The organism is Bacillus sp. FSL H8-0492, from assembly GCF_038006145.1.
GTDB lineage: Bacteria > Bacillota > Bacilli > Bacillales > Bacillaceae_G > Bacillus_A > Bacillus_A mycoides.
The window spans coordinates 727,556-753,272 of the sequence record NZ_JBBOUP010000001.1 but is presented as its reverse complement, the minus strand read 5'-3'; the positions used below and the strand labels follow the sequence as shown (position 1 = coordinate 753,272).

31 protein-coding genes and 1 pseudogene are annotated in these 25,717 nt (G+C 35.9%); 10 read left to right on the top strand and 22 right to left on the bottom strand.

What is annotated here, in order from left to right; genetic code table 11:
• Positions 1 to 41: 41 nt before the first annotated feature.
• The 6 genes from pfkA to dnaE form a co-directional block, all read right to left on the bottom strand.
• Entirely contained in the window at positions 42 to 1,001 is a 960-nt protein-coding gene (gene pfkA, locus MHH66_RS03820) for a 6-phosphofructokinase (RefSeq protein ID WP_002034288.1), read from the bottom strand.
• Positions 1,002 to 1,129: 128 nt separating this feature from the next.
• Positions 1,130 to 2,104 (bottom strand): acetyl-CoA carboxylase carboxyl transferase subunit alpha, encoded by a 975-nt coding sequence (gene accA / locus MHH66_RS03815; RefSeq protein WP_000818787.1) that lies wholly within the window; start codon positions 2,102 to 2,104, stop codon positions 1,130 to 1,132.
• A complete protein-coding gene (accD, locus tag MHH66_RS03810; protein WP_002015500.1) occupies positions 2,092 to 2,961 on the bottom strand; it encodes an acetyl-CoA carboxylase, carboxyltransferase subunit beta in 870 nt (289 codons plus the stop codon). The genes accA and accD overlap by 13 nt, the downstream gene beginning before the upstream one ends.
• A 185-nt stretch (positions 2,962 to 3,146) precedes the next feature.
• Positions 3,147 to 3,791 (bottom strand): FadR/GntR family transcriptional regulator, encoded by a 645-nt coding sequence (locus tag MHH66_RS03805; protein WP_002143351.1) that lies wholly within the window; start codon positions 3,789 to 3,791, stop codon positions 3,147 to 3,149.
• Positions 3,792 to 3,805: 14 nt separating this feature from the next.
• Positions 3,806 to 5,014 carry an NAD(P)-dependent malic enzyme gene (locus tag MHH66_RS03800; RefSeq protein ID WP_161939636.1) on the bottom strand — a complete coding sequence of 403 codons (1,209 nt, stop codon included), beginning with the start codon at positions 5,012 to 5,014 and terminating at the stop codon, positions 3,806 to 3,808.
• Between the two features lie 133 nt (positions 5,015 to 5,147).
• Positions 5,148 to 8,480 carry a DNA polymerase III subunit alpha gene (gene dnaE / locus MHH66_RS03795; protein WP_078185054.1) on the bottom strand — a complete coding sequence of 1,111 codons (3,333 nt, stop codon included), beginning with the start codon at positions 8,478 to 8,480 and terminating at the stop codon, positions 5,148 to 5,150.
• A gap of 42 nt (positions 8,481 to 8,522) precedes the next feature.
• On the opposite strand from dnaE, the gene MHH66_RS03790 reads away from it, so the two are divergent.
• Both MHH66_RS03790 and ytrI read left to right on the top strand, forming a co-directional pair.
• Complete coding sequence (locus MHH66_RS03790) at positions 8,523 to 8,936, top strand: YtrH family sporulation protein (RefSeq protein WP_002015507.1); 414 nt, start codon at positions 8,523 to 8,525, stop codon at positions 8,934 to 8,936.
• Entirely contained in the window at positions 8,933 to 9,436 is a 504-nt protein-coding gene (gene ytrI / locus MHH66_RS03785) for a sporulation membrane protein YtrI (RefSeq protein WP_002190855.1), read from the top strand. The genes MHH66_RS03790 and ytrI overlap by 4 nt, the downstream gene beginning before the upstream one ends.
• A 52-nt stretch (positions 9,437 to 9,488) precedes the next feature.
• On the opposite strand, the gene MHH66_RS03780 is transcribed toward ytrI, so the two are convergent.
• The gene (locus MHH66_RS03780; protein WP_207553936.1) at positions 9,489 to 10,421 is read right to left on the bottom strand and encodes a DHH family phosphoesterase; all 933 of its coding nucleotides are present in this window, start codon (positions 10,419 to 10,421) and stop codon (positions 9,489 to 9,491) included.
• A gap of 315 nt (positions 10,422 to 10,736) precedes the next feature.
• On the opposite strand from MHH66_RS03780, the gene MHH66_RS03775 reads away from it, so the two are divergent.
• Positions 10,737 to 11,042 (top strand): YtpI family protein, encoded by a 306-nt coding sequence (locus MHH66_RS03775; RefSeq protein WP_002088950.1) that lies wholly within the window; start codon positions 10,737 to 10,739, stop codon positions 11,040 to 11,042.
• 8 nt (positions 11,043 to 11,050) lie between these two features.
• Here MHH66_RS03775 and MHH66_RS03770 read toward each other — a convergent pair whose 3' ends face one another.
• Positions 11,051 to 11,314 carry a DUF3949 domain-containing protein gene (locus tag MHH66_RS03770; RefSeq protein ID WP_063218372.1) on the bottom strand — a complete coding sequence of 88 codons (264 nt, stop codon included), beginning with the start codon at positions 11,312 to 11,314 and terminating at the stop codon, positions 11,051 to 11,053.
• A 209-nt stretch (positions 11,315 to 11,523) separates the two neighbouring features.
• Positions 11,524 to 12,837: a DRTGG domain-containing protein gene (locus MHH66_RS03765; protein ID WP_002067504.1), complete on the bottom strand. Its 1,314-nt coding sequence runs from the start codon at positions 12,835 to 12,837 to the stop codon at positions 11,524 to 11,526.
• Between the two features lie 247 nt (positions 12,838 to 13,084).
• On the opposite strand from MHH66_RS03765, the gene MHH66_RS03760 reads away from it, so the two are divergent.
• Positions 13,085 to 13,243 carry a hypothetical protein gene (locus tag MHH66_RS03760; protein WP_165689466.1) on the top strand — a complete coding sequence of 53 codons (159 nt, stop codon included), beginning with the start codon at positions 13,085 to 13,087 and terminating at the stop codon, positions 13,241 to 13,243.
• 40 nt (positions 13,244 to 13,283) lie between these two features.
• Here MHH66_RS03760 and MHH66_RS03755 read toward each other — a convergent pair whose 3' ends face one another.
• Positions 13,284 to 13,967, bottom strand: coding sequence for a metal-dependent hydrolase (locus MHH66_RS03755; protein WP_002167583.1), 684 nt, complete (start codon positions 13,965 to 13,967; stop codon positions 13,284 to 13,286).
• 149 nt (positions 13,968 to 14,116) lie between these two features.
• Here MHH66_RS03755 and pepQ point away from each other — a divergent pair, with 149 nt between their 5' ends.
• On the top strand, positions 14,117 to 15,214 hold the full coding sequence (gene pepQ, locus MHH66_RS03750) for a Xaa-Pro dipeptidase (RefSeq protein WP_002067500.1): 1,098 nt from the start codon (positions 14,117 to 14,119) through the stop codon (positions 15,212 to 15,214).
• 29 nt (positions 15,215 to 15,243) lie between these two features.
• Here the strand turns inward: pepQ and MHH66_RS03745 are convergent, their stop codons facing one another.
• On the bottom strand, positions 15,244 to 15,615 hold the full coding sequence (locus tag MHH66_RS03745) for a DUF3221 domain-containing protein (RefSeq protein WP_063218371.1): 372 nt from the start codon (positions 15,613 to 15,615) through the stop codon (positions 15,244 to 15,246).
• A 20-nt stretch (positions 15,616 to 15,635) separates the two neighbouring features.
• Positions 15,636 to 16,010: a hypothetical protein gene (locus MHH66_RS03740; protein WP_063218370.1), complete on the bottom strand. Its 375-nt coding sequence runs from the start codon at positions 16,008 to 16,010 to the stop codon at positions 15,636 to 15,638.
• A gap of 94 nt (positions 16,011 to 16,104) precedes the next feature.
• On the opposite strand from MHH66_RS03740, the gene MHH66_RS03735 reads away from it, so the two are divergent.
• Positions 16,105 to 16,935: a DUF2785 domain-containing protein gene (locus MHH66_RS03735; protein WP_078185056.1), complete on the top strand. Its 831-nt coding sequence runs from the start codon at positions 16,105 to 16,107 to the stop codon at positions 16,933 to 16,935.
• A gap of 13 nt (positions 16,936 to 16,948) precedes the next feature.
• Here MHH66_RS03735 and MHH66_RS03730 read toward each other — a convergent pair whose 3' ends face one another.
• The 7 genes from MHH66_RS03730 to MHH66_RS03700 all read right to left on the bottom strand — a co-directional run bounded on the left by MHH66_RS03730 (position 16,949) and on the right by MHH66_RS03700 (position 20,791).
• On the bottom strand, positions 16,949 to 17,155 hold the full coding sequence (locus MHH66_RS03730) for a hypothetical protein (RefSeq protein ID WP_002088956.1): 207 nt from the start codon (positions 17,153 to 17,155) through the stop codon (positions 16,949 to 16,951).
• Between the two features lie 63 nt (positions 17,156 to 17,218).
• Positions 17,219 to 18,232, bottom strand: a complete 1,014-nt coding sequence (locus MHH66_RS03725) for an anti sigma factor C-terminal domain-containing protein (RefSeq protein WP_078185057.1) — start codon at positions 18,230 to 18,232, stop codon at positions 17,219 to 17,221.
• Positions 18,213 to 18,722: an RNA polymerase sigma factor gene (locus MHH66_RS03720; RefSeq protein WP_078185058.1), complete on the bottom strand. Its 510-nt coding sequence runs from the start codon at positions 18,720 to 18,722 to the stop codon at positions 18,213 to 18,215. The genes MHH66_RS03725 and MHH66_RS03720 overlap by 20 nt, the downstream gene beginning before the upstream one ends.
• Positions 18,723 to 18,846: 124 nt before the next feature.
• Positions 18,847 to 19,191, bottom strand: coding sequence for a DUF6176 family protein (locus MHH66_RS03715; protein ID WP_063218367.1), 345 nt, complete (start codon positions 19,189 to 19,191; stop codon positions 18,847 to 18,849).
• A 3-nt stretch (positions 19,192 to 19,194) separates the two neighbouring features.
• Positions 19,195 to 19,989, bottom strand: a complete 795-nt coding sequence (locus MHH66_RS03710) for a GNAT family N-acetyltransferase (RefSeq protein ID WP_078185059.1) — start codon at positions 19,987 to 19,989, stop codon at positions 19,195 to 19,197.
• The gene (locus MHH66_RS03705) at positions 19,986 to 20,318 is read right to left on the bottom strand and encodes a cupin domain-containing protein (protein ID WP_078185060.1); all 333 of its coding nucleotides are present in this window, start codon (positions 20,316 to 20,318) and stop codon (positions 19,986 to 19,988) included. The genes MHH66_RS03710 and MHH66_RS03705 overlap by 4 nt, the downstream gene beginning before the upstream one ends.
• Before the next feature lie 44 nt (positions 20,319 to 20,362).
• Positions 20,363 to 20,791 carry a hypothetical protein gene (locus tag MHH66_RS03700; protein WP_078185061.1) on the bottom strand — a complete coding sequence of 143 codons (429 nt, stop codon included), beginning with the start codon at positions 20,789 to 20,791 and terminating at the stop codon, positions 20,363 to 20,365.
• 131 nt (positions 20,792 to 20,922) lie between these two features.
• Between MHH66_RS03700 and MHH66_RS03695 the strand changes: the two genes are divergently transcribed.
• Together MHH66_RS03695 and MHH66_RS03690 are read left to right on the top strand one after the other, a co-directional pair.
• Positions 20,923 to 21,186, top strand: a complete 264-nt coding sequence (locus MHH66_RS03695; protein ID WP_002067482.1) for a helix-turn-helix transcriptional regulator — start codon at positions 20,923 to 20,925, stop codon at positions 21,184 to 21,186.
• Complete coding sequence (locus tag MHH66_RS03690) at positions 21,183 to 21,608, top strand: hypothetical protein (RefSeq protein ID WP_078185062.1); 426 nt, start codon at positions 21,183 to 21,185, stop codon at positions 21,606 to 21,608. Before MHH66_RS03695 ends, MHH66_RS03690 begins: the two co-directional genes overlap by 4 nt.
• A 51-nt stretch (positions 21,609 to 21,659) precedes the next feature.
• Here the strand turns inward: MHH66_RS03690 and ald are convergent, their stop codons facing one another.
• Positions 21,660 to 22,793 (bottom strand): alanine dehydrogenase, encoded by a 1,134-nt coding sequence (gene ald, locus MHH66_RS03685; RefSeq protein WP_002138611.1) that lies wholly within the window; start codon positions 22,791 to 22,793, stop codon positions 21,660 to 21,662.
• A gap of 214 nt (positions 22,794 to 23,007) precedes the next feature.
• Positions 23,008 to 23,799, bottom strand: a complete 792-nt coding sequence (locus tag MHH66_RS03680) for an SDR family oxidoreductase (protein ID WP_078185063.1) — start codon at positions 23,797 to 23,799, stop codon at positions 23,008 to 23,010.
• 147 nt (positions 23,800 to 23,946) lie between these two features.
• On the opposite strand from MHH66_RS03680, the gene MHH66_RS03675 reads away from it, so the two are divergent.
• Positions 23,947 to 24,405: a universal stress protein gene (locus tag MHH66_RS03675; protein ID WP_078185064.1), complete on the top strand. Its 459-nt coding sequence runs from the start codon at positions 23,947 to 23,949 to the stop codon at positions 24,403 to 24,405.
• 41 nt (positions 24,406 to 24,446) lie between these two features.
• On the opposite strand, the gene MHH66_RS03670 is transcribed toward MHH66_RS03675, so the two are convergent.
• Positions 24,447 to 25,154 carry a hypothetical protein gene (locus tag MHH66_RS03670; protein ID WP_078185065.1) on the bottom strand — a complete coding sequence of 236 codons (708 nt, stop codon included), beginning with the start codon at positions 25,152 to 25,154 and terminating at the stop codon, positions 24,447 to 24,449.
• Between the two features lie 204 nt (positions 25,155 to 25,358).
• On the opposite strand from MHH66_RS03670, the pseudogene MHH66_RS03665 reads away from it, so the two are divergent.
• Positions 25,359 to 25,566: pseudogene (locus MHH66_RS03665) on the top strand (amino acid permease); the annotation flags it as partial.
• Between the last annotated feature and the right edge of the window lie 151 nt (positions 25,567 to 25,717).

Below are 25,717 nucleotides of genomic sequence, written 5' to 3'. Positions count from 1 at the left end.
AAAATTATGAAACCGTTCCCAAATACAAGGCATTAAGCCGATTAGATAGATAATTCTTTAGATAATTGATACATATCTTTATCGATTGTATGCTTTTGAGCTAACGCTTCGATAATGTCATGATCAACAAGTTTATTATTTTGAATACCAACACAACGTCCGCCATTACCAGCAATTAATAATTCAACTGCTCTTGCACCAAGACGACTAGCTAATACACGGTCTTGTGCACTTGGTGATCCACCACGTTGTACGTGACCTAATACAGTTACACGAGTATCAAAGCTTGTTGCTTCTTCAATGTGCTTACCGATGTCAATTGCACTTCCAACACCTTCAGCTACAACGATAATACTGTGCTTTTTACCACGTTCACTACCGCGTTTCAGACGAGCGATAACATCTTCCATGTCATACTTTTCTTCTGGAATTAAGATAGTTTCTGCACCATCAGCTAAACCAGCCCATAATGCGATATCTCCAGCGTGACGTCCCATTACTTCGATAACATATGTACGTTCATGAGATGTAGCTGTATCACGGATTTTATCAATTGCATCAATAACAGTGTTTAAAGCTGTATCAAAACCAATTGTGAAGTCTGTTCCAGGGATATCATTGTCGATTGTACCTGGTACACCTACACATGGGAATCCTTGCTCAGTTAATTTTTTTGCGCCTTGGTACGAACCATCTCCACCAATAACGACAAGTCCTTCAATACCATGTTTCTTTAATTGCTCGATTCCTTTTAGTCGTACTTCTGGGTCTTTAAACTCAGGACATCTTGCTGTATATAATTTTGTACCACCACGGTGGATAATATCGCCAACAGAACCAAGTTCTAATTTTTCAATATGACCAGAAATTAAACCAGCGTATCCATGGTAAATACCATATACTTCAATATCATGGAAAATCGCTTTACGAACAACTGCACGAATGGCAGCATTCATACCAGGTGAATCTCCACCACTTGTTAATACACCAATACGTTTCATTTGTACTCACCTCATAAAGATTATTTGCCTTATAATAAAATAACACGAAAAAATACAAAAACACAATGGAGAAGATGTGTCTTTTCATAATAAAAACGTGCATTCGCGAAGAGGAACGCACGCTTTTCTTATTTTATCCCAATGGAAGCGTTTGAAAACGAAACTTGCCCAATTTTCATATATTTTTCATAACGTTTTTCGATTAATTCATCTTTCGAAATTCCGCTTAATTGTTCAAAAGTTTTCTTAAGCATTAAATCTATATTTTCTGATTGTTTCAAAACATTACGATGTGCTCCGCCTTTTGCCTCTGGAATAATTTCGTCAATTACACCTAATTCTTTCAAATCTAATGCTGTAATTTTCATCGCTTCTGCAGCTTCTTTTGCTTTACCAGCATCTTTCCAAAGAATCGCCGCCGCACCCTCTGGTGTAATAACAGAATAAGTGGAATTTTCCAGCATATGAATGTAATCTCCTACTCCAAGACCTAACGCACCACCGCTACCACCTTCACCGATAACGATACAAATAACAGGTACAGTTAAACCCGCCATTTCAAATAAATTACGGGCAATTGCCTCACTTTGTCCACGTTCTTCAGCTGCTTTACCAGGATAAGCTCCCTTCGTATCGATGAAACAAATAATGGGACGATTAAACTTTTCCGCTTGTTTCATTAGACGCAGTGCTTTTCGATATCCTTCTGGATGAGGCATCCCAAAATTACGACGAATATTTTCTTTCGTATCTTTTCCGCGTTGGTGCCCAATTACAGTTACGGGCATCCCCTTATATTTCGCAATGCCGCCGACAATCGCTGCATCGTCGCCAAATAGGCGATCTCCATGACATTCAAAAAAATTAGTAAATAAGTGCTCAATATAATCGAGCGTTGTCGGTCGTTCTGCATGACGAGCAATTTGAACACGGTCCCATACTTTCATATTGCCGTATATATCTTCCTCTAGTTTTTCTAGCTTGTCTTCCAAAATACGAATCTCCTCACTGAAGTCCATCTGGCTGTTTTTCGTATAGTCTTTCAGTTCACGAATCTTATTTCTTAGCTCAACAACTGGTTTTTCAAATTCTAGCTCTGCCATACAGCCATTTCCCCCCCTTGATGAACTTCTAAAATCTTACGGAGTGATTCTCTCATATCATCACGATGCACCACCGCATCTAATTGACCGTGCTCTAGTAAAAATTCTGCCGTTTGGAAATCTTCCGGTAGTTTCTCACGCACTGTTTGTTCAATTACGCGTCTACCAGCAAATCCGATAAGTGCACCTGGCTCTGCAAGATTGTAATCACCAAGTGAAGCGAAACTCGCTGAAACCCCGCCCGTCGTTGGGTGAGTCATAACAGAAATAAATAACCCTCCTGCATTACTATGCTTTTTCAAAGCTACGCTTGTTTTTGCCATTTGCATTAAACTTAATATCCCTTCTTGCATACGAGCACCACCCGAAGCAGTAAAGATAATAAATGGAACTTGTAAGTCGTATGCCTTTTCAACCGCACGGGCAATTTTCTCTCCTACAACAGAGCCCATGCTGCCCATTCGAAAACGAGAATCCATTACTGCAACAACAACAAGCATGTCATCAATTGTTCCTTCACCAGTTACAACCGCTTCATTCAATTTAGTCTTCTTACGATCGTTTTCTAGTTTCTCTTCATATCCCGGAAACTCAAGTGGATTTAGTGAAACCATCTCTTTGTCATACTCACGAAATGAACCTTCGTCCAATATACTATCAAGGCGTTCCCATGCATTCATCGGATGATGATATCCACAATTCACACATACTTTTAAATTTTTAAGAAGCTCTTTCGTATACATGATTTTTTTGCATTTCGGACATTTTGTCATAACGCCATCTGGTACATCTTTTCGTACTTGTTCTGAAGGTATTGCAGCGTACTTTTTCTTTTTCACGAATAAATCTCTTAGCACAATTTGACCCCCTTCATTGAGAGCTAAGGTTAGCGTAAGAAGAAAATGGGGCTAACACCAATGTTTGATGTTAGCCTTATCTTCTCAATCTGTCTAATAACCTCTCTCTTTACGTTTAACTTTAACCGCTATGCGGTAGAATGTTTGTCATAACGTGTCATGGTCATTTCGACAAATTTTATACATTACGAGTGAAACTGTATATTCTCTACTAATTCATCGTAAATTTTTAATGCATCATTTTCTTGTTTCACTTCCAAAGTAGCATAAAGCTTTCTATACATTTCGATAGAATCTCCTGAAACTTCACAAGAAAGAGTTGCAACGTAATCATTTACGATCATCCAAATGCGATAGAGTAAATAATTATCGAATTGTTCAATAAGTGTTTTAAAGAACGTTTGATGAAGCACCGGAATTGAGCTTTCATTTTCTTCAAGCACTTTGTGTAATTTACTTAGTACTTCAGAAAACGTTTCTTTCGGTAAATTACATACAAGTCGAATCATATCTTTCTCAAGCAATCGTTTTGTTTGTAATAAATCACGAATTGTTTTCTCATCTTGCAGCAAGAACGGAGCAATTAATTGTACAAGACCGTTATCGTAAAAGTTTCGAATAAACGTTCCCTCACCACGTCTCGTTTCAATTAATCCTACCAACTCTAACGCACGTAATGCTTCTCTTACAGAGGAACGTCCAACATTTAAGCGTGAACTTAACTCACGCTCAGATGGCAAACGATCCCCTGCTACTAAACAATCCTCTTCCATAATGGAACGGATTTTTTTTACAATTTCGAGATATACTTTTGTATTTGATGATGTCAATGGAAATTCCTCGCTTATTCTTTACCAATCAGCGCTAATTGTTTTGTTTTCTCAGCGACTTCATTTGGATCTACTTGACGGCGAGCTACTCCTGTCTCCATTGCTGCTTTCGCAACGTAAGCCGCTACTTGAGGCGCTACACGCGCGTCAAATGGTGCTGGAATGATATGATCTGTATTCAACTCATCCTCTGATACAAGCTCTGCAATGGCCTGTACAGCTGCCATCTTCATTTCTTCATTAATTTGTGTCGCATGTACATCAAGTGCACCGCGGAAAATCCCTGGGAACGCTAGTACATTATTTACTTGGTTCGGGAAGTCAGAACGACCTGTTCCAACAACAGCTGCGCCCGCTGCTTTTGCCAATTCTGGCATAATTTCTGGAACCGGATTCGCCATTGCAAAAATAATTGCATCGTCATTCATTGTACGAACCATCTCTTCAGTTAATGCACCTGCTGCAGATACACCAATGAATACGTCCGCACCTTGTAAAACGTCAGCTAAAGAACCTTCTATACGACTCTTATTTGTATATTTTGCAACTTCATCTTTCACCGGATTCATACCGACAGGACGACCTTCATAGATTGCACCTTTACGGTCACACATAATAACGTCACGTACACCATAGCGATATAAAAGTTTAATGATTGCAATACCTGCTGCACCTGCACCATTTGCGACAACTTTAATGTCAGACATTTTCTTTCCAACTAACTTCAGCGCGTTCACAAGGCCTGCTACTGTTACGATAGCTGTTCCGTGTTGATCATCATGGAATATTGGAATGTTTGTCTCTTTTTTCAAACGTTCTTCAATAACGAAGCAGTTTGGCGCTGCGATATCTTCTAAGTTTACACCGCCAAAAGTTGGCTCCATTAATTTTACAGTTTCAACAATTTTATCTACATCGTTTGTATTTAAGGCAATCGGGAATGCATCTACACCAGCAAAGCTCTTGAATAATACAGCTTTACCTTCCATTACTGGAAGAGATGCTTCAGGTCCAATGTTACCAAGACCAAGTACAGCCGTTCCATCTGTCACAACTGCTACCATATTTCCCTTCATTGTATATTCATATACCTTACTTTTATCGTCATAAATTTCTTTACAAGGCTCTGCAACCCCTGGAGAATATGCAAGACTTAAATCTTTTGCATTTTCTACTTTTACTTTTGATACAGTTTCTAATTTTCCTTGATGCACTTTATGCATGTGAAGTGCTTCTTCACGAAGTGTTGACAAACTATCCACTCTCCTCAAATTATGCTTGCTGATATCAATTTCTCCAAGTGGTCTGACCACGAACACTACTACTATAATAATCGAAGTGTAGGGAAATTGTCCATTATATTTTCACAACGACATTTTCTTCACCGACAATTTCACGAAGTGCTCCTAGACATTCTTCACTTGGATGAATCGATAAACTTCGAGATAATTGTACCATTTTATGTTCCTTTTCATAATAAATTAGTACTTTCGTAAAACCTGAATAATCAAACAATATTTTTGTAACTTGATTTACAAGCTTTTTTTCATATTGAGACGGCAATTTCACGTAAACAGATGCTTCTTTCATTCCTTCATAAACATCCATTTCTTCTAGCGGATATAGTCCATTCACGATCCATTGTAACTTATGATTTCTTTGCTCGATCGTACCATCAACTAAAACGATTGCACCTTCTTGTAACCTGTCCGAAAAATGTATATACGTTTCTGGAAAAATAACGGCTTCCATTTCATCATTTTGATCACAGAATGTAATAAACGCCATCTTTTGCAACTTTTTCGTACGAATAACTTTCACACTTGTTATATATACGATCGCTCTTTGTACTTTTTTCTTATGTCGCATCGCCTGAGCAAGAGATGGAATTTCTAATTCTTTTCCTAGCTCCGCATACTGCGCTGTCGGATAGCTAGATAAATAAAAACCGAGTGCTTCCTTCTCTTTATTTAACTGTTCAATAAAGGATAGCTCTTCTCCTTGTACGTATTTTGATTTCGGAACAGCATCCCCTAAATCAAAATCACGTGCAAGATTTGCATACTCCAACGCTCCTTTAAGACTTCTCCATAACGTCGTCCTCGAAACACCAAAACCGTCAAAACAACCAGACCAGACAAACGCTTCTAAATTTCGCTCTGTTAAAAATTTTGATGGCATACGAAGACAAAACTCAAATAAATCTTCGAACATTTTTTCCTCTCGTTCTTCGAGTAATGCCGTCACGGTAGCCATTCCGATATTCCGAATCGAAAGTAAACTATATCGAATCGCATTCCCTTCTATTTGGAAGTTGTAACCACTTCTCTGAAGAGACGGCGGTAAAACGTGAAAACCTTTCCGCTTCGTTTCTCGTACATACTGCACAATCTTATCTTCATTTCCAATTGCACTTGATAATAACGCAGTCATAAATTCCAGCGTATAATTTGCTTTTAAATATGCAAGCTGATATCCGATCATACTGTAAGCTACAGCGTGACTTCGGTTAAAACCGTAATTCGCAAATCTTACAATTAAATCATAAATTTGTTCTGAAGATGTCTCATCGTATCCGTTTTCCAAACAACCTTGAACAAAATGCTTACGTTCTTGATCTAAAATATCACGATTCTTTTTACTCACTGCACGGCGCAGCAAATCCGCTTCTCCAAGCGAAAATCCAGCTAACTTCGATGCGATTTGCATAATTTGTTCTTGGTATACAATTACGCCGTATGTTCTTTCTAAAATCGGCTTTAAATCCGGATGTAAATATTCAATTTGTCTTTTCCCATGCTTCGATTCAATAAAGGTTGGAATTTGGTCCATCGGTCCTGGTCTGTATAACGAGTTAACAGCGACTATGTCTTCAAATTCATTCGGTTTTAACCCACGAAGTACATTTCGCATACCACCTGATTCAAGCTGAAATACACCTGTTGTATCCCCTCTTCCTAACAATTGAAACGTCTTTTCATCTTGCAGAGGTAAATTTCTTATATCAATTTGTTTCCCAGTTTTTTCAACAATAAATTTTATAATATTTTCAAGTAACGTTAAATTACGTAAGCCTAAAAAGTCCATCTTGAGCAATCCAAGTTCTTCTAATGCATCAGCTGGATATTGCGTAACATAAACATCGTTATGCCCTTCTTGAATCGCTACACTTCCCGTTAACGGTTCTTGGCTCATAATAACGCCAGCTGCATGAATAGACGTATGACGCGGTAATCCCTCTACACGTTTTGCAATTTCAAACACACGCTCATGTAACAGATTCCCTTGTATAAACTCACGGAGCGATTGCGATTCCTCATATGCATCTCTTAACGTTATACCAAGCTTTGATGGGATAAGTTTCGAAAATATGTCAATATCTCTTGGCAGGAGCCCCATTACACGAGCAATGTCTCTAATTGCGGCTTTCGCTGCAAGAGTTCCGAACGTTACAATTTGAGCAACACGAAGCTGACCATATTTATCTTTCACATATCGAATCATCTCATCACGTCTTATATCTGGAAAATCAATATCAATATCTGGAAGTGTCACACGTTCAGGGTTTAAAAACCTTTCAAATAATAATTCATATTCAATCGGATCAATATCTGTAATTTCCAATACGTAAGAAACGAGTGAACCAGCTGCCGATCCACGGCCTGGCCCAGTTAAAATATGATTTTCATGTGCATATTTCATAAAGTCCCATACGATGAGGAAATAATCGCTAAATCCCATACGAGAAATAACATTTAATTCATGATCCAAACGTCCTATATGCGCTTCTTTCGGCGTACCATAGCGTTTCTGCAAGCCTTCTTCACAAACACGGCGCAAATACGTATCATTCGTCTCGTTAGATGGGACAGGAAATTTCGGTAATTGATTTACATGGAAAGGAATTTCTACTTGGCAACGTTCCGCGATTGTTATTGTATTTTGAACCGCTTCCTCAGCATGAGAAAATAGTGCTCCCATTTCATCCGATGACTTTAAATAATACTGATCCGTTTTCATTCTCGGTCTATCTGGATCAGTCATTTTCGTTCCGCTTTCAACAGATAATAAACATTCATGAACAAGTGCGTCACTTTGATTAATATAGCGAACATCATTTGTTGCAACGACTGGAACGTTTACCTTATTAATAAATTCAGGCAGTTTTTCTTGTAAAAGTAGTTCATCTTGAATCGCATGATGCTGCAAACTTATATAAAAATTGCTGAACATATTTTGATACGTACGAGCTACTTCTTCAGCCTGACTCTCTTTGTCTTCTAATAATAGCTGTTCAATCTCTCCGTCTTTCCCTGGTGAAATTGCAATTAACCCTTTCGCATAATGAGCAAGCCACTTCTTCGGGATACCTTCTTTTGACTTCGTCATAATGCTGCTAGAGATCTTTAATAAATTTTGATAGCCTATTTCATTCTCAGCAAGTAAGACAAGTGGATAAGACCTTTCTTCTTCTTCACTAAAAATAGAAGCTGTTAAGCCGATAATAGGCTGTATACCATTTTTCTTGCATGCTTTATAAAACGGAATAACTCCATACATAACATTTTCATCTGTAATGGCCAGCGATGAAAATCCAAGCTCTTTCGCCCGAATGACAAGCTCATCAATTTTACAAGCACTTTTTAATAAACTAAAAACGGTTTGACATTGTAAATGCACAAACTTCACTGTTGTACCCTCTCTTTACCTATGTGACTACTTTTATTATAGGTGATGAGGAAAGCGGAAATCAAAACATACTTCTCATACTTTGTCCATATATATGAAGAAGAAAGGGGAATGACGATGGATGTAAGAGAACATACTTTTTTCTCTCTGCTTATTATTAGTTATTTTATTGCCTTTGGAGTTATACTTGGTGGTTCATTAATTGGCGGATTTGGTGCATTTCTCATCGGAAAACCAACTCTAACTTATATTAATCAATTCGCCCAAAATTTAAGAATTTGGGCACTCGTTGCAGCAATTGGCGGAACGTTCGATACCTTTTATAGCTTTGAAAGAAGCTTCTTTGGCGGAGATATGAAAGATATCGTAAAACAAATTCTCCTTATTTTTTTTGCAACTGGCGGTATGCAAACTGGTCTTATTATTATTAAATGGCTTACACAGGAACATGTATGAGAGTACCCAGCGCCAATACAGCCAAAAGGTGGTATTTAGTTTTAGCTGGTGCTGCTGTTGGAGGAGTGTTGAGCTGGTTTGTTTTTTTGTACATATACGGTGTTTTTCAAGAAGAACAAACTAGTAAAATAGCAGAACAAAAAGAAATTATCGAAAAACAAGAAGCAAAACTCCACGTCCTTCTCGAAGACCAAGAGAAATTGAACACAGAAAATAAACGGCTCTTAACAATTCAAGAAATCAAAATAAAAATTATAAATCGAAAAAAATATAATTTAGACAATCTTACACTTGAAAACATGACCACTTCTATCCATAATGATCTCCAGCATCTTTTAACGAAAAACATTCAAAGCATCGCAAAAAATAAAGACCTGCTCAAAAAAGTCATCGAAAATAAAACGTACAAACATTACGATCGTATATACCGCTTTAAAGTAGACACAGTCTCTTTTGATACCGTACTTGAAATTAGTATTGATATAGAGAAAGAAAAATAAAAAAAAGGAGGGCTTCAGTGCCTCTCCTTCTCTTTCGTTCAACATACAATTTTTATCTACACAGCTCACGTAAATCAGCAAACAGGCGATCTGCTTCTTCCCAAGAAGATGCTTTTGCACCAGAAGCCATCGGATGTCCTCCGCCATTATATTGCATTGCTAACTTATTAATAACTGGTCCTTTTGAACGAAGACGAACACGAATAACATCATCTTCCTCTAAAAATAGAACCCATGCCTTTAATCCATCAATATTACCAAGTGCTCCGACAACACCAGATGCTTCAGTAGAAAGTACATCAAACTCTTCTAGTACCTCTTTCGTTAATTTAATGTACGCTGCACCTTCTTCTACCATCGTAAAGTTTTGTAAAATATAACCGTTTAAACGAGCAATTTTTTCTTTCGTTTTATACATTCCATTGTATAAATCTGTAAATTTTACATCCATGTCAACGAGCTCACTTACGTAACGAAGTGTTTTCGCTGTTGTATTTGGGAATAAGAAACGACCTGTATCTCCAACAATACCCGCTAAAATAAGGCGAGCTACTTCCTTTGAAATCGTTAATCCTTTATCTTTTCCATAACTGTAAAATTCATAAATCATTTCACTTGTAGAACTTGCTGTCGTATCCACCCATGTAATATCTCCGTACGGGTCTTCATTCGGATGATGATCAATTTTAATTAACATCTTTCCTTTTGCATAACGCTGATCACAAACACGCTCTTGGTTCGCTGTATCACACACGATAACAAGTGCATCTTCATATACACTATCTTCAATATCATCCATTACTCGTAAAAACGATAAAGAAGGCTCGTTGTACCCAACCATATAAATATTTTTCTCTGGAAACGATTCTTGCAGAATTGTACCAAGTCCGCACTGAGAACCTAACGCATCTGGATCCGGACGTACATGACGATGAATAATAATTGTATCAAACTCTTTAATTGCTCCTAAAATTTGCTCATGCATATGTATAATCTCCTTTTTATTCAACTTCTTCATTTTATCCCGCATTAACGTGTAGTAAGACTCCCACCTCAAAAGTATTAAAAACAATAGGGCAAAATTAATTTGGAGCCTGGATGCACGTAAAAGCCCGATTGGTGAGGGCTAATAATTAGTATGTGGGATCTCCCCACACTAATTAAAGTTTCACTTTATCCCCCATTATAACGGAAAACATTTCATACATGCGAACAATTGCTTTATAATAAAAGTTAGAAAGTTTAGATTTTTCTTTTTTCTAAATTGTTATTTTTATACCAATCGATGGGAGCGTGTATTATGCCAGTATTCGTCTTTTGTATTATCATCTCATTTGTGTTGTACCTCTTCTACAAAACAAAATTCTTTCGTACAAACCGTCCAATGGAGAAAGGTTGGCTCTCTGGAAAATCCGCAATGGCACTCGGCTTATTCGTCCTCTTCTTTGGGATAAACCAATTCTTTTTAGAACTTTCAACTGCACGCATTATCGTTGGTGTTTTGTTTATTTTACTTGGCAGCGCGAGTACATTTAATGGATTCCGCCAATATAAACATTTTCTACCATTAGCAGTCAAAGAAGCCGAATCTTATAAAACAACGTAAAAAAAGCATCAACATTGTGATGCTTTTTTACGTCCCTTCACTTTCAAAATCATATATGCAACAAACGCAGATGGTATATTAAAGGGATTACCTTGCACGTGAAAATGTAATTGTTCTTCTCCAAAAGACATCTGTTTGTATAGTTCTTGCTGAGATAATCCTGTTCGTTTCTTTTTTTCATTTAATCCTTGTAAGTATAAGTATTGAATTGGTATCATCACAAGGAAATAAAAGAGTGCGATACCACAAAAAAAGAGTAATTCTGATGACATATTGCATCCCCCCTCCGACATCCATTATCTTACAATCTAATTATATCATAGTATACAATCTAAATGAATTAATATTCTGTTTTTTCTAATTATATAATCATCTCTCCTTATATATTTCCCGCTAAAACTCTTCCACATCTTTAGCAACAGCTTCCAAACCCAATAAAACAAAAAAGATGGAACAAACCAAAGCGATTTGTTCCATCTTTTTATTTATCGATTAATTGCACCATAAGTAATGCTTTCCCGACAACATTACCTTCATGATGCACTTCTACATCAATCTTACCAAATTTACGCCCAATTTCTAATACTTTCGGATGAACTGATACAACATTATCAATTTGAACTGGCTTAACGAAATAAATGGTTAAGTTTTCAACAATTAAATCGCTCTTCTTCTGCGCACGAATGACGCGGTTTGTTGCTTCTGTCACAATTGTTGTGAATACGCCGTAAGATAACGTCCCGATTGAATTCGTCATTTGTGGCGTCACTGAAAATTGATACAAATGCTCATTTTTCGCTTCTTTCGGCGTCATAAATTGGTTCGTTACAATGTCATCAATTGTTTCCCCAACTTGCGGTTGGCGCTGAATCATTTGCAGCGCCTGAAGTACATCTTGGCGACTAATGATCCCTTGCAATTTATTCCCTTCTTCCACAACAGGAAGTAACTCAATACCTTCCCACACCATCATACGTGCTGCAGCTGCGACAGACATTTTTCCGTTTACCGTAATTGGATGCTTTGTCATCACTTTATCAATTGGTGTTTCTTTCACGACACCAATCATATCTTTTGAAGTTACAATACCTAACACCTTTTTATTTTCATCAACAATTGGATAACGTCCATGCATCGTCTCTTCATTGTACTCATGCCATTTCTGCACTATGTCACTAGGCTTTAAATATAGTGTTTCTTCAATTGGTGTTAAAATATCTTCAACTAGTACAATTTCTTTCTTAATAAGTTGATCATAAATTGCACGGTTAATTAACGTTGCGACCGTAAATGTATCATAACTACTCGAAATAATTGGCAATTTCAATTCATCTGCTAACTTTTTCACATGCTCTTCTGTATCAAATCCACCTGTAATTAATACAGCAGCCCCTGTTTCTAATGCTAATTGATGTGCGTTCGTACGGTTACCGATGATAAGTAAGTTCCCTGCTTCTGTATAGCGCATCATCGCTTCTAATTTCATAGCCCCGATTACGAATTTATTTAATGTTTTATGTAGCCCTTCTCTGCCTCCAAGTACTTGACCATCGACAATGTTAACGACTTCTGCATATGTCAGTTTTTCGATATTCTCTTTCTTCTTTTGTTCAATTCGAATTGTTCCGACACGTTCAATTGTACTAACATATCCTTTATTTTCTGCGTCTTTAATTGCACGGTAAGCTGTCCCTTCACTTACACTCAAATCTTTCGCAATTTGCCGCACAGAAATTTTATGCCCTACCGGCAGGCTATTAATATGTTCTAAAATTTGATTATGTTTGGTAGCCAAATGGTTTCACCATACTTTCTTTTCCCTAAATTCTTCATGTGTTGTATTTTCAGTATACTATATTTTCAAAACTGTTACACTCTCTCTTTATATGCCTGTACCATTTTTTTTATAACAAAATACCCCTTACATTCCACCAGTCATTCTATTACAACAATGTAATGGTATTGTCATCTCGTTCGATAGTTTGTCCAGACGCTTCAATATACAATTAAGACAAGAAATGAAACAAAGGAGCGAATACATTATGAAAAAATTTTTAGAGGTTGTAGGTGCTGTATTTTTAGCTTTCGTAGATGGAAAAAAAGTTGCAATGGAGTTGAATGAAACACCCGAACAGCCACGTACAAAACGAGAAAAATCAGCTAAACAAATACAGACTTTAAAAACTGTACTACACACATAAAAAACCCTTCACTTGTCATTTCAAATGAAGGGTTTCTTTTTTATAGTGTAATACTTTCTCCAGCTTCTAATACTTTCCCTGTACAATTTTGTAGCTTTCCTACAAATTGATATGGATCTTGTTCAATAACTGGGAACGTATTGTAATGCATCGGTACAACTGTTTTCGCCTCTATCCATTTTGATGCTAACACAGCATCTTCTGGCCCCATTGTGAAATTATCGCCAATTGGTAAAAATGCTAAATCAATATTATTCAGTTCTCCAATTAACTTCATATCAGAGAATAAAGCAGTATCTCCTGCATGATATACCGTTTTCTCCTCTGCTGTAAACAAAATACCAGCTGGCATACCTGTATATGTAATCGTCTTATTTTCTTCATCAATATAACTAGAGCCGTGGAATGCTTGAGTAAATTTCACTTTTCCAAAGTCAAATTCATGTGAACCACCAATATGCATTGGATGTGTATTTACACCTTGCCATCCTAAAAATGTTGCTAGTTCAAACGGTGCTACTACAACTGCATTATTTTTCTTCGCAAGCTCTACTGTATCCCCAACATGATCACCATGTCCGTGCGATAAAATAATCGCATCAACTTTTACATCTTCAGCCTTTAAATCTGTTTTCGGATTTCCCGTTAAAAATGGGTCAATTAAAATAACTTTGCCATTCGTTTCAATCTTTACAACTGAATGCCCGTGATAAGATACTTTCATCATTACATTCCTCCCCTATTCACATTCACACTTTTTATTCTACATGATTTCTTAATTCCCTGTCTTTTCTAACATCTATTTACTTGTCATAACGCTTTCGTCCGATGTAAAGTTATATTTGTAATTAAATATCTCGGGGGTGCCAATCGATGAATGCTAGATTAGAAAATTTAATGCAATGGCTAAAAGAAAAAAACGTAGAAGCTGCGTTCTTAACTTCTACACCAAACGTTTTCTACATGACAAACTTCCACTGTGAACCACATGAAAGACTACTTGGTATGTTTGTATTCCAAGAAAAAGAGCCTATTTTAATTTGTCCTAAAATGGAAGAAGGCCAAGCGCGTAACGCTGGCTGGGCACATGAAATTATCGGATTTACTGATACGGACAAACCATGGGATATGATTGCAAAAGCAATTAAAGATCGTGGTATTGATGCAAATGCAGTTGCAATTGAAAAAGAACATTTAAACGTAGAACGTTACGAAGAATTAACAAAGTTATTCCCAAATGCAGCTTTCAAATCAGCTGAAGAGAAAGTTCGCGAGCTTCGCTTAATTAAAGACGAAAAAGAACTTTCTATTTTACGTGAAGCAGCTAAAATGGCAGATTATGCTGTTGAAGTTGGTGTAAATGCAATTAAAGAAAATCGTAGTGAGCTAGAAGTATTAGCAATTATTGAGCATGAATTAAAAACAAAAGGCATCCATAAAATGTCATTCGATACGATGGTATTAGCAGGTGCAAACTCTGCTCTTCCACACGGTATTCCAGGTGCAAACAAAATGAAACGCGGCGATTTCGTACTATTTGATTTAGGTGTAATCATTGAAGGTTATTGCTCTGACATTACACGTACAGTAGCATTCGGTGAACTTTCTGAAGAACAAACTCGCATTTACAACACTGTACTTGCTGGACAATTACAAGCAGTTGAAGCATGTAAACCAGGCGTTACATTTGGTGCTATCGATAATGCTGCTCGTTCTGTTATCGCAGATGCAGGTTACGGAGACTTCTTCCCACACCGACTTGGTCACGGACTTGGAATTAGCGTACACGAATATCCAGATGTAAAAGAAGGCAATGAGTCTCTATTAAAAGAAGGTATGGTCTTCACAATCGAGCCAGGTATTTACGTACCAAACGTAGGCGGCGTTCGTATTGAAGATGATATTTACATCACAAAAGACGGATCAGAAATCTTAACGAAATTCCCGAAAGAATTACAATTTGTGAAATAATAAAAAAGGTAGCGTGATCGCTGCCTTTTCTATTTCTCTACTATTTCAAATTTCTCTACAATCATTTTTGATGGATAACTCTCAAGTGTTTGAGAAGACCATACTTTTATTTTATCCCCTGTTTTTAATTGATTATATGCGTCTTTATTCTTAAAACTCAAGACTGTATGTGATGGATGCTCTTTATTCATTTGTTGTTCCATATAATTTTGCAACTCTACTTTTGTTTTAAAAGTTTTATCACTGTCAAAAAATATTGTGCCATTTCTCAATATTACATACCCTTCTTTAGGTTCTTCTTTTCCCCCTACTTGCTCTACTGTTTTCGTAGTACACGCTGATAATATGATTAGAAGTACACTTAAAAATATATGCATAGAAATTTTCATATTTCTATTCATTTTTAATCCCTCACTCTTCGCTATTTCCGCTTTAAAACCATCTTCTCTTCATACTTATCATCCCATTTAATCACAACCTCTATCGGTTCACCTTTAGATAAAGGCGCACAACTTACACAAGATGATTTCATTTCAATCCTTGCCCCTTTATGACTTTCTGACGTTTGTGTCATTGTACTAAACGCTTCATTAATAGCAATCTCTAAATTTTCAATTTCTGTATTCCCATCTCCGCCCTTATACTGAAACGTAAACATTCCATCTTCACTGTCATCCTTAATATGACCTTTATATTGTCCCGTCCAACTTTTGCTCTCGCTAGAAAAAGTAACATACGAAATCGAACAACTTCCAAAAAAGAAAATACTAATAAAAAAGAATAATGCTCTCTTCATAATGTCCCCCCCATCCAAAAGCACTTATTTCTTGTCTATTTCTTCCTCTCATTATACTATTAATATACAGAATTTTCTAAAACAGGAGGTTTACATGTTACAACAACAGTTAGCAGAAATTCGTGATAATAATTACGTAATCAATGGTGCACTCAATATTGATTCTTTAAGTTCAAGTATGCTTCAACATATCGGTGTTACTGATAGCTATTTAAGGGACAAACTCATTTACTCTACTTTTTATCATCTAATCAAGAAGGACTATATTTCACACACCCACTTACAGAAACTATTATCAGAAAGCATCAGTGAAAAATATTTATTTTATAAGATTCATTCGGATAAAGACGATGCTGTATTTACCCGTGCATTTACAACATTATTAATCGCACTCATTATTGATGCTGATACAAATCATAATTTCTTATCACAGACTGATATTTTAAATGTAAAAGATAAATTAATTCTATATATGAACAAAGAACAGGATTTCCGTGGGTATGTACAAGACCAAGGCTGGGCACATAGTATCGCTCATGCTTCCGATACATTTGAGGCACTTGTTAATAATCCTAAACTGGAAACTTCACATTACGAAGAAATACTACAAACTTTATTAAACAAAGTTTGTATCCATTCCATTTATTACAAATATGAAGAAGATGAGCGTCTCGTTTATCCGATTGTCGTAATGCTGCAAAATGGCTTGGAGGAAAAAATACTCATATTAGCCCTTCGTGATCTAGTAGCTCAATTACAAGTTCAAAAACCGACACTACATATTGACTCGTATGAATTTCTATACGGAAATATAAAATCTTTCTTGCGCAGCTTATTTTTCAAATTACGTACAATGTCTATATGTAAAAAAACTGAACGTGAAGTTGAAAAATTACTACAAGAACTTCATAAATATTATTACTAAAAAAGAAGGCCACTCAAAAAGTGCCTTCTTCTATCTCACTAATATTTATTTGAAATTTCACGATCCAAACTGAGAAAAGGTGGACAAGAAGCGCAAACGCCATACATGCTCCGCTTAAAAAAGTTAGTATAGGATGCGAATACACGTGCCCTAATCCATAGGATATCGCCACGAAAAACATTGTTATGTAAATATAAATTGCTCCATGTATTTGCCTCATATAAACCTCCTTTTCCCATATTATAACATAAATTTTCTGATTATTCACATTAATTAATTATAATCAATATTTCTCAACTGTTACGCCTCTTACAGCCGCCTTAATATATGGTGCTCCTTGTAAACCTTGTAAATCCTCTGTTTTCCCTGTTACAACTACACCGTATATTGGTAGGTCTTTTGGTTTCGTGTTTTTTATTTCTTTATAATATTGTTCAAAATAATCACTTGGTATACCTTCACTATTTTTTGCTAAATACTTCATTTGGTATAGAAATTCTTTTGAGTTTATTGTTATATCGTTTTTCATATCTTCTTTCACTTTTGAATAACTTCCTTCAAATCCAAAAACGTTTTTTGCCATTTCCGCATTTAATATCGCACCATCTTTAGGATCTTTTAACCCTACATAAAAATCGCTTTTCTTTTCATTATATGTATCCACCCAAAACCAAACTGGCTGTACACTTTTGGGAAGCATCTCAGTAATTTGTTCAGCTGTATACGATTTATCAAAAGATAAGGCTACTTCTGCAACTTTATTTTGCAAATCCCCAATATTTTTCAGATCATCCACATAATTTTTATAAGTAACGAAAGGTAAATAAAACCTCATTTCTCTTTGCATTGTTTGTACATTATAATCCGGTATGGTAACAGCCCCTCCCCCCCTTTTCTCTTCATCTAAACTAACAAGTTCACCATTGTAGTGCTTCATACTATAACCCCAGATACCTGATTCATATATATCATTTATCCATTTTACTGGTTGACCGGCTATATTTTTATAAGAGTTGTATATTACTGTACTTCCTGTCATACCGAGACTTAAATACATACTTCCACTAAAATGAATATTAGGGCCTTGAACCCTATGTAGTGCATTCATTTCTCTTTCCATTTTTCTAAACGTTTGCTGAGAAAAATAAGCTGCCCCCAAAAACAAACTTACTATAACAATAATGGACGCACAAATAGAAATAAGCCAGTTTCGCCAAAGCTGCTTCCTCTTCGCTCTCTTCATCAAAGTCTTCATCTGCTTATCATCCATATTCAAATCAAAATCCTTCCGACTCATCATTTCTCCTCCTATACAATTTTTTAAATTGATTTCTTGCACGGTACAAACTTGTTTTCACTGTTTCTTCTTTCATACTTAATAAAATGGCAATTTCCTTATAAGATAGTTCATATTCATATTTCAACAGTAAAATATGACGATAATCCTCCGTCATCGTCTCCAGTATTTCTTGTACTTCTCCTTGCAGTTCACTTGTTAAAAGCACTTCATCTAATGACTTTTGACCAATAAGAACGACCGATTCAATCGCAATTGGATTTAGTCTTTTTTCTTTTCGGTGTAAATCTCGGTGCTGATTGATCGCAACTCTAAATAGCCACGGTGTTAAATGCTCTAACGGTATTTCCTCCATAAGCAATAAAGCCTTATACAACGTATCTTGCACAATATCTTCCGCTTCTTTTCTATCTGCTCCAATCTTAATTAAGTATCCAAACACAGCTTTTGATTTCTCTATTAATAATGATTCAAACGTATCATGGCTCATTCTGCTCTCCTTTGTATATACTCAACGTTTGAGAGCGTAAAATGTATACAGCTTTTCCTTAAAATTTTTTTCAAAATAAAAAGCACATCTATTTTGATGCGCTTCTCTCCAACATACTATTCTATTATTTCATTACTTCCTTCACAACATCTTGAATCATAACAACTTCTGTTTTCATATCAACAGACGGTGTTTCTTCATCAATACATTCATACCAAAACTCTAAATGTTTTTTATCAATTTCATGATGAGAATTTTCGACAAGAGCCCCGCCTTCTCCTTGCACAGAATACCAATATAAGTACTCTTCTCCATCTCTTATTTCCCGGAAAATTGTCTCTACATACATCTTTTCGTCGTTTAATGTCAAAAGCACTTCTTTCATATTATCATTAAGAAGCTGCATCCATTCATCTACACGCTGGCTTTTACCTGGCTTGACTTTGAATCTTGTTAATTCTACGTTCATCTTTTATTCCCCCATTTTCCTGCGGACAAACAAAACATATTCTACTGGATTATGGAAGCTTAATTTACTAGCTAATTTTTGCGAGGGAATATTATCTACATTACAATCCCAGCATGGTGTAATATGATTTTGTATACACTGTTCAATGAAACGTGTTGCGACAGCTTGAGCTAACCCTTTCCCTTGATGTGCTTCATGTGTTGCAATATCAATTTCAGCAAAGCCATTCCCTCTAAATATTGAGACGCATTCGGCTACAATCATCCCATCTTGTTCTATACAAAAACCAAAGCCGTTATTTAAAAACACTTCTTTTGATCCCCAATATTCTTTATAATAATCCTCTGTAAATTCATTACTTCGTTCTATATCACTTTTATCAATACGTTTAATTTCATATGTATTTTTGTTTAATTCTATTTTTCTATCTTCAAAAACTTCTCTTTGAAATTGAAATGTCATTCGTGGGATGTTCCGAAATGCATTACTAAAACGCTCTTCTAACATCATTTCCCAATCGTCACTCGAAGTGAACAATGTAAATCTCTTCTCTGTTTTTTCAATAGCCATTTTTAAATATGCAAATAAATATTCGTTATAATTTTGATCATCCGTATCACCAAATAAATAATAGATACCATTAGCTGTACGAATTAGTCCTGCTGTTAACTTCTCGTTTGCAAAAACTTCACCATCTATCATTTGATCACATACCGCATGAGCAAAGGTTGTTGTCCTTGTATGACCTTCTAAAATCGGAAGGATTTTTCTATACTGGGCTACAGATAATTTTTTCATAATTGCTCCACTTTAATCGTATCCGCCTCTATATTTTCAAAACAAAGATTTACCGTTCTCTTGAATACTCTCGTTCTATGGATCGTGCATGCTGGAATTAAGATAGAATCATTTGGCTTTAAAACCGCCGTCTCTCCATCTTCAAAATCGATAAGTAGTTCTCCCTCTAGCACAATAAATAATTCATCCGAATTAGAATGATAGTGCCAATCATATTCACCAGTAAATACGGCGATTCGTAAACAATGATTATTTACATTTGAAACGACGAAGTTTTTATGTTGTTCTTGAATGTCCTTTGTTAATTCTAATAAATTTACAGTTTCCATCTTTCGTCCCACCCTTTCATTAGTCGTTCTTCTGAAAAACTAACTTAGTCTCCACCACCTCCGCAATCTCCTCCACTATCACTTGAGCTGCTACAATCGTTGCTACTATAATCACCAAATCCACTTGATGAGCTTGAATCGGATGAAGATTTTTTTCTCTTTTTTCTTTTCCTATTTCTCTTACTTTCATAACTAGGCCATACTTTATGAAAGAATATAACGAATAAAACCAATTCTATTACAACAAGGATAAAAACTAGACTACTCTCAATAATATTAGGAGTTATCTCAAAACTGTAAAACAGTCCAAATGAATACATACACAAAATCACATACAGAGCCATACAAATATACCGAAATGTTTTTTCTATCATAATGACTACTTTTTTTGAAAGAGGTATGTTCTGTTCCTGTTTTTTCTTTATATACTTTTGTCTTTTAGCTTGCTTTTTCTTCCTATTTTTACTCCCCATTGAATCCCCTCTATCGACTTTCATTTTTCATTTAATTCCAAATTATCACAAAAAACAACATCATAACAAGCTATATCTCTCGTAAAGTTTTATTTACTTTTTGTAAAGTTTCATTTACTTTTTACCTATAAATGGATATTATAAAAGTAACAAATTTACAAAAAGGAGACTTTGTATATTTGATTAAAAATAAAGTGAAACAATTCCGCGTCGTTAGAGACATCACCCAAGAGCAATTAGCTTCCTCTGTTCAAATCACTAGACAATCCCTCATCGCTATCGAGAAGAATAAATACAACCCAAGTTTAGAATTAGCATTGAAATTATGTGAGTTTTTCGGCTGTAAAGTAGAAGATTTATTTCAATTAGATAAAACTGGGGAGGAAAAAGAATGAAAAATACTTTTAATCAAGAGTTCATTTCGCATCTTACCATTTTGTTGTTAGGATCGACTTTTCTTTATTTCAATAGTAGTGATGAAGAAAAGATTCGTTCCGTCCTTCTATTCGCTGGCGTTTACATACTCTTAGCCTTGGTACTATTAGTAGTGAAACGAATATTCTTTAAGAAAAAAAAGAACGATGCAGAGAAATATCCATTACCTGAGATGGATGAAAGAATCGAGAAGATGAGTTTAAAACTTATGGCGCAAATTTTCGGTCTGTCTCATTTAATTGGCTCTGCGATACTATTTGTTTTATATATCACTAACGAAAATTCGACGATACGAGTAGAGTATGCCTTATATTACTTGTTCGGCATTCTTTTCTTTACAATGATGTTCGGATTAAAGATTGTAAAGAAACTAGACAATTAATCTAAATAAAAAGCCCCTCCTTACGAAAGGAGGGGCTTACATGTATTTCTATTATGATAAAGCAGGAGCTTTTTCAAGTAGCTCTTTTGCATCAGCATATTGTAAGCCGTGTGCTTCTGCCACTGCTTCGAATGTTACATAGCCATCTAATGTGTTAATACCTTTTAATAATGCAGAGTTGCCTAAGCAAGCGTCTTTATAGCCTTTGTTAGCAATTTGTACTGCATATGGTACTGTTACGTTTGTTAATGCAAGAGTTGATGTACGTGGCACCGCACCTGGCATATTTGCAACTGCATAATGAACAACGCCATGTTTCTCATAAGTTGGGTTGTCATGAGTTGTAATACGGTCAGTTGTTTCGAAAATACCACCTTGGTCAATCGCGATATCTACAACGACAGAACCTGGTTCCATTGATTGAATCATTTCTTCTGTTACAAGTTTTGGCGCTTTTGCACCTGGGATTAATACTGCACCGATTACAAGATCAGATTCTCTTACAGCTTCTGCAATGTTATACGGGTTAGACATTAACGTTTTCACTTGGTTTCCGAAAATGTCATCTAATTGACGAAGACGTTCTGCACTTAAGTCGATGATTGTTACATCTGCACCTAAACCTACTGCAATTTTCGCTGCGTTTGTACCAGCTTGACCACCGCCGATAATTGTTACTTTACCGCGTTTCACCCCTGGAACACCTGCAAGTAAAATACCTTTACCACCTTTGTTTTTCTCAAGGAACTGTGCACCGATTTGCGCAGACATACGACCAGCTACTTCACTCATTGGTGCAAGTAATGGTAAAGAACGATTGTCTAATTGTACTGTTTCGTATGCAATTGATACCACTTTGTTATCAATTAATGCTTTCGTTAATTCTGGCTCTGGAGCTAAGTGTAAGTATGTGAATAAAATTAAACCTTCGCGGAAATAACCGTATTCACTTTCAACTGGCTCTTTTACCTTCATAACCATATCTTGATTCCATGCTTCTTCAGCAGTTTCAACAAGTTTCGCACCAGCTTGTACGTATTCTTCATCTGTAAAGCCTGATCCTACACCTGATCCTTTTTGAACAAAAACTTCATGACCATTTTGTACTAAATGTACAGCTCCCGCTGGCGTCATTGCCACGCGGTTTTCATTGTTTTTAATTTCTGTTGGAATACCGATACGCATTATTAGTTCCCCCTTGAGTTATGAAATGACCCCTGAATCATTTTTTAAAGCGCTTTCTATACTCTTATATTCTAACATAATATCTCAATATTTGACAAAAAAATAATACAAGTTTTCCGATAGATTTAATCTTACATGAAAGGACAGTATTATCCGTACCTCTCAGTATCAAGGATAAACTGTCCAATTATTCGAAACTTCACTTTATTTAATTCTATCGATGTCTATGAATAACATCAACAGCGCCTGTTACTTCAATAATCGTGCCAGTAATCATATCAGAATCGTCCTCACATAAAAACGAAATGGTTCTTGCGATATCTTCCCCTGTTCCAGATCTACCAATTGGTGTGTTACTACCTTTCAGATTTCGTGCTTCTTCAATCGTTGCCTCTTTCATTTCACCAATTATATCACCAGGACATACCATATTCGCAGTAATACCGTATTCAGCTTCTTCGTATGCGACTGTTTTCGTTAAAGAAACAAGTCCGACTTTCGCAGCTGCAAAGGCTGAACGATAAATCCATCCAGGCGCGCTATCTGCCCCTTGAAATCCATAGTTAATAATACGGCCAAATTGCTGGTTTCTCATAATCGGTACGACAAGTTTTAATAAATGAAACACCGCTGTTAAATTACCCTGGATCATTTCATTCCATTCGCTTTCTTCGTAATCGACTAATTTTTTCCTTTCAAATACGTAAGGACCAGCATTATTAATTAAGAAGTCAATTTTGCCAAAACGGCTCATCGCTTCTTCTACTATTTTATGTAAATCTTCCTTTTTCGTGACATCAGCTTGCACGAACTGTAGACGTTCTTCCATATTTTTATATGTTTCTTTCATTGTTTCCATAGCACTTGTATCGCTATGATATGTTACTGTTACTGAATATCCTTTATCCAATAACTTTTCTGTTACTTGCTTTCCTAAACCTTTCGTACCGGCTGTAATGAGCGCGTGTCTCACAAACATGCCTCCTTTTAAATTGCTATACTCCATATGTAACAAGTTCTCGCTTCAATTACAACTAAAATGAATTAAGGCAAAGTTTTCAAAATTCTGTAACGTTTCCGACAAGCACATTACCAAAATTTGTTTTATAATAAAGTTGTAAACGGTAATAAAAATGATTGGGAGGAATTTACTATGAATAATACATATACAAATATTTTAATTGCGGTGGACGGTTCTAAAGAAGCAGAAAAAGCCTTTAAAAAAGCAATTCAAGTTGCAAAACGAAACAACGCAACATTAACAATTGCTCATATCGTTGATGTAAAAGCATACTCAGCAGTAGAGGCTTATAGCCGCGCAATTGCTGAACGTGCAAATCTATTTGCAGAAGACTTATTAGAAGACTACAAAAAAACTGCGCTTGAAGCTGGTCTTGAAAAAGTGGAAACTGTATTAGAATTTGGTAATCCTAAATCTAAAATTTCAAAAGAAATCGCTCCAAGCCATAAAGTGGATTTAATTATGTGTGGTGCAACTGGTTTAAATGCTGTAGAACGTTTCCTAATTGGTAGCGTCTCTGAACATATTATTCGCTATGCGAAATGCGATGTCCTTGTTGTTCGTGGTGACGAGGAGCAAGGTGATCTTTAATTTATAAATAAAACACCAAGTCCACATAGGCTTGGTGTTTTTCATTTCACATACTTCACTATAAATACAAGACAAGCTACAACAACAACGGTACCTGCCAACACATACGGCGGAAGGAATTTCAAAGACCATAGCGCCATCATTATCGTCGCAACAGTTAAGTACGTTTGCTTTGCATCTTCTGTCATTTTTTTACGAAGTAAGAAAACATACACATAACCGATTGGCGGCGTAATGAAGCAAAGAACATATATAATTTTTGATTTTAAATACCACTTTTGTTCACCAAGTTTCTTTATGTCTTCTTCTATTCTCTTACTCTCTTGTTCTCTCACTTCTTCTTCAATCGGATCTTCCTCTTCTCCTCGCCTTTCTTTCATATAAGGAAGAAAGTGCATGAAAAAATAACATGCAAATACAATTGCCCAAAATTTAATATCCAATCTTTCTAGTGGAATATGCTCACTAAAAAATGCAGCAGCAATCACTAAAGAAAAACAATACGTTGTCATCCAAAATGAACGTTTTCTCTTTTTCCGTTCTATTTCTTTTTTATCTTTTACTTCTTGTACTTTCTTTTTTCTAGAAAGCCATACAGAAATACAGCAATCTACTACAAATAGAGTAAAGATAAATATCGCAACGTGTATTGTTTCTACATTCTCAAATGAAAATACTTCTGGGAATGCAGCGTGTAATACAATTAGCGTGTACAAAATTAACCCTACAAAATAAAGTGAAACTTTAATCAGTGGGGGTTTTGTTCATCCCCCACTGATTATTAGTTGAACCAATCGGGCTTTTACGGGCAGTTGATCCCCCACCTAACTTCTTTGCTTTCGCTGAATTTTGAGGTGGGGGTCTTACTGCCCGTTAATGCGGGATAAAATCTAGTTAAAACATACAAAAAAATATGGGGGGAGGGACATATGAATCAACAAGTAGAACAAGCAGAATTAAAATACCGCACACCACTTTATCCAATAGTTCCAATCGTAGCTTTCTCACTCAATTTCCTTACATTTGTTAGTTTAGCTTTCATTCCAGATCAGAGAATTGCTCTTTATTGCGGGGTTCCATTTATGATCATTTGTTACATTTTATACCGAGTTAAAGTTTCGGAAAGTTGTCACATTTGAGCAAAAAAGAAATATAACTTAGGTAACAAACTGAATATATTAAAAATTCAGTATTTTTCCTTATGATAAGATAATTTTTTTCTATTTATTGGGTATGTTGGTATAACTTTATTTATCTTAAAATTCCCACAATCACGTTTTTATCTGGAAAATAGTTTACAATGTTATCAAGT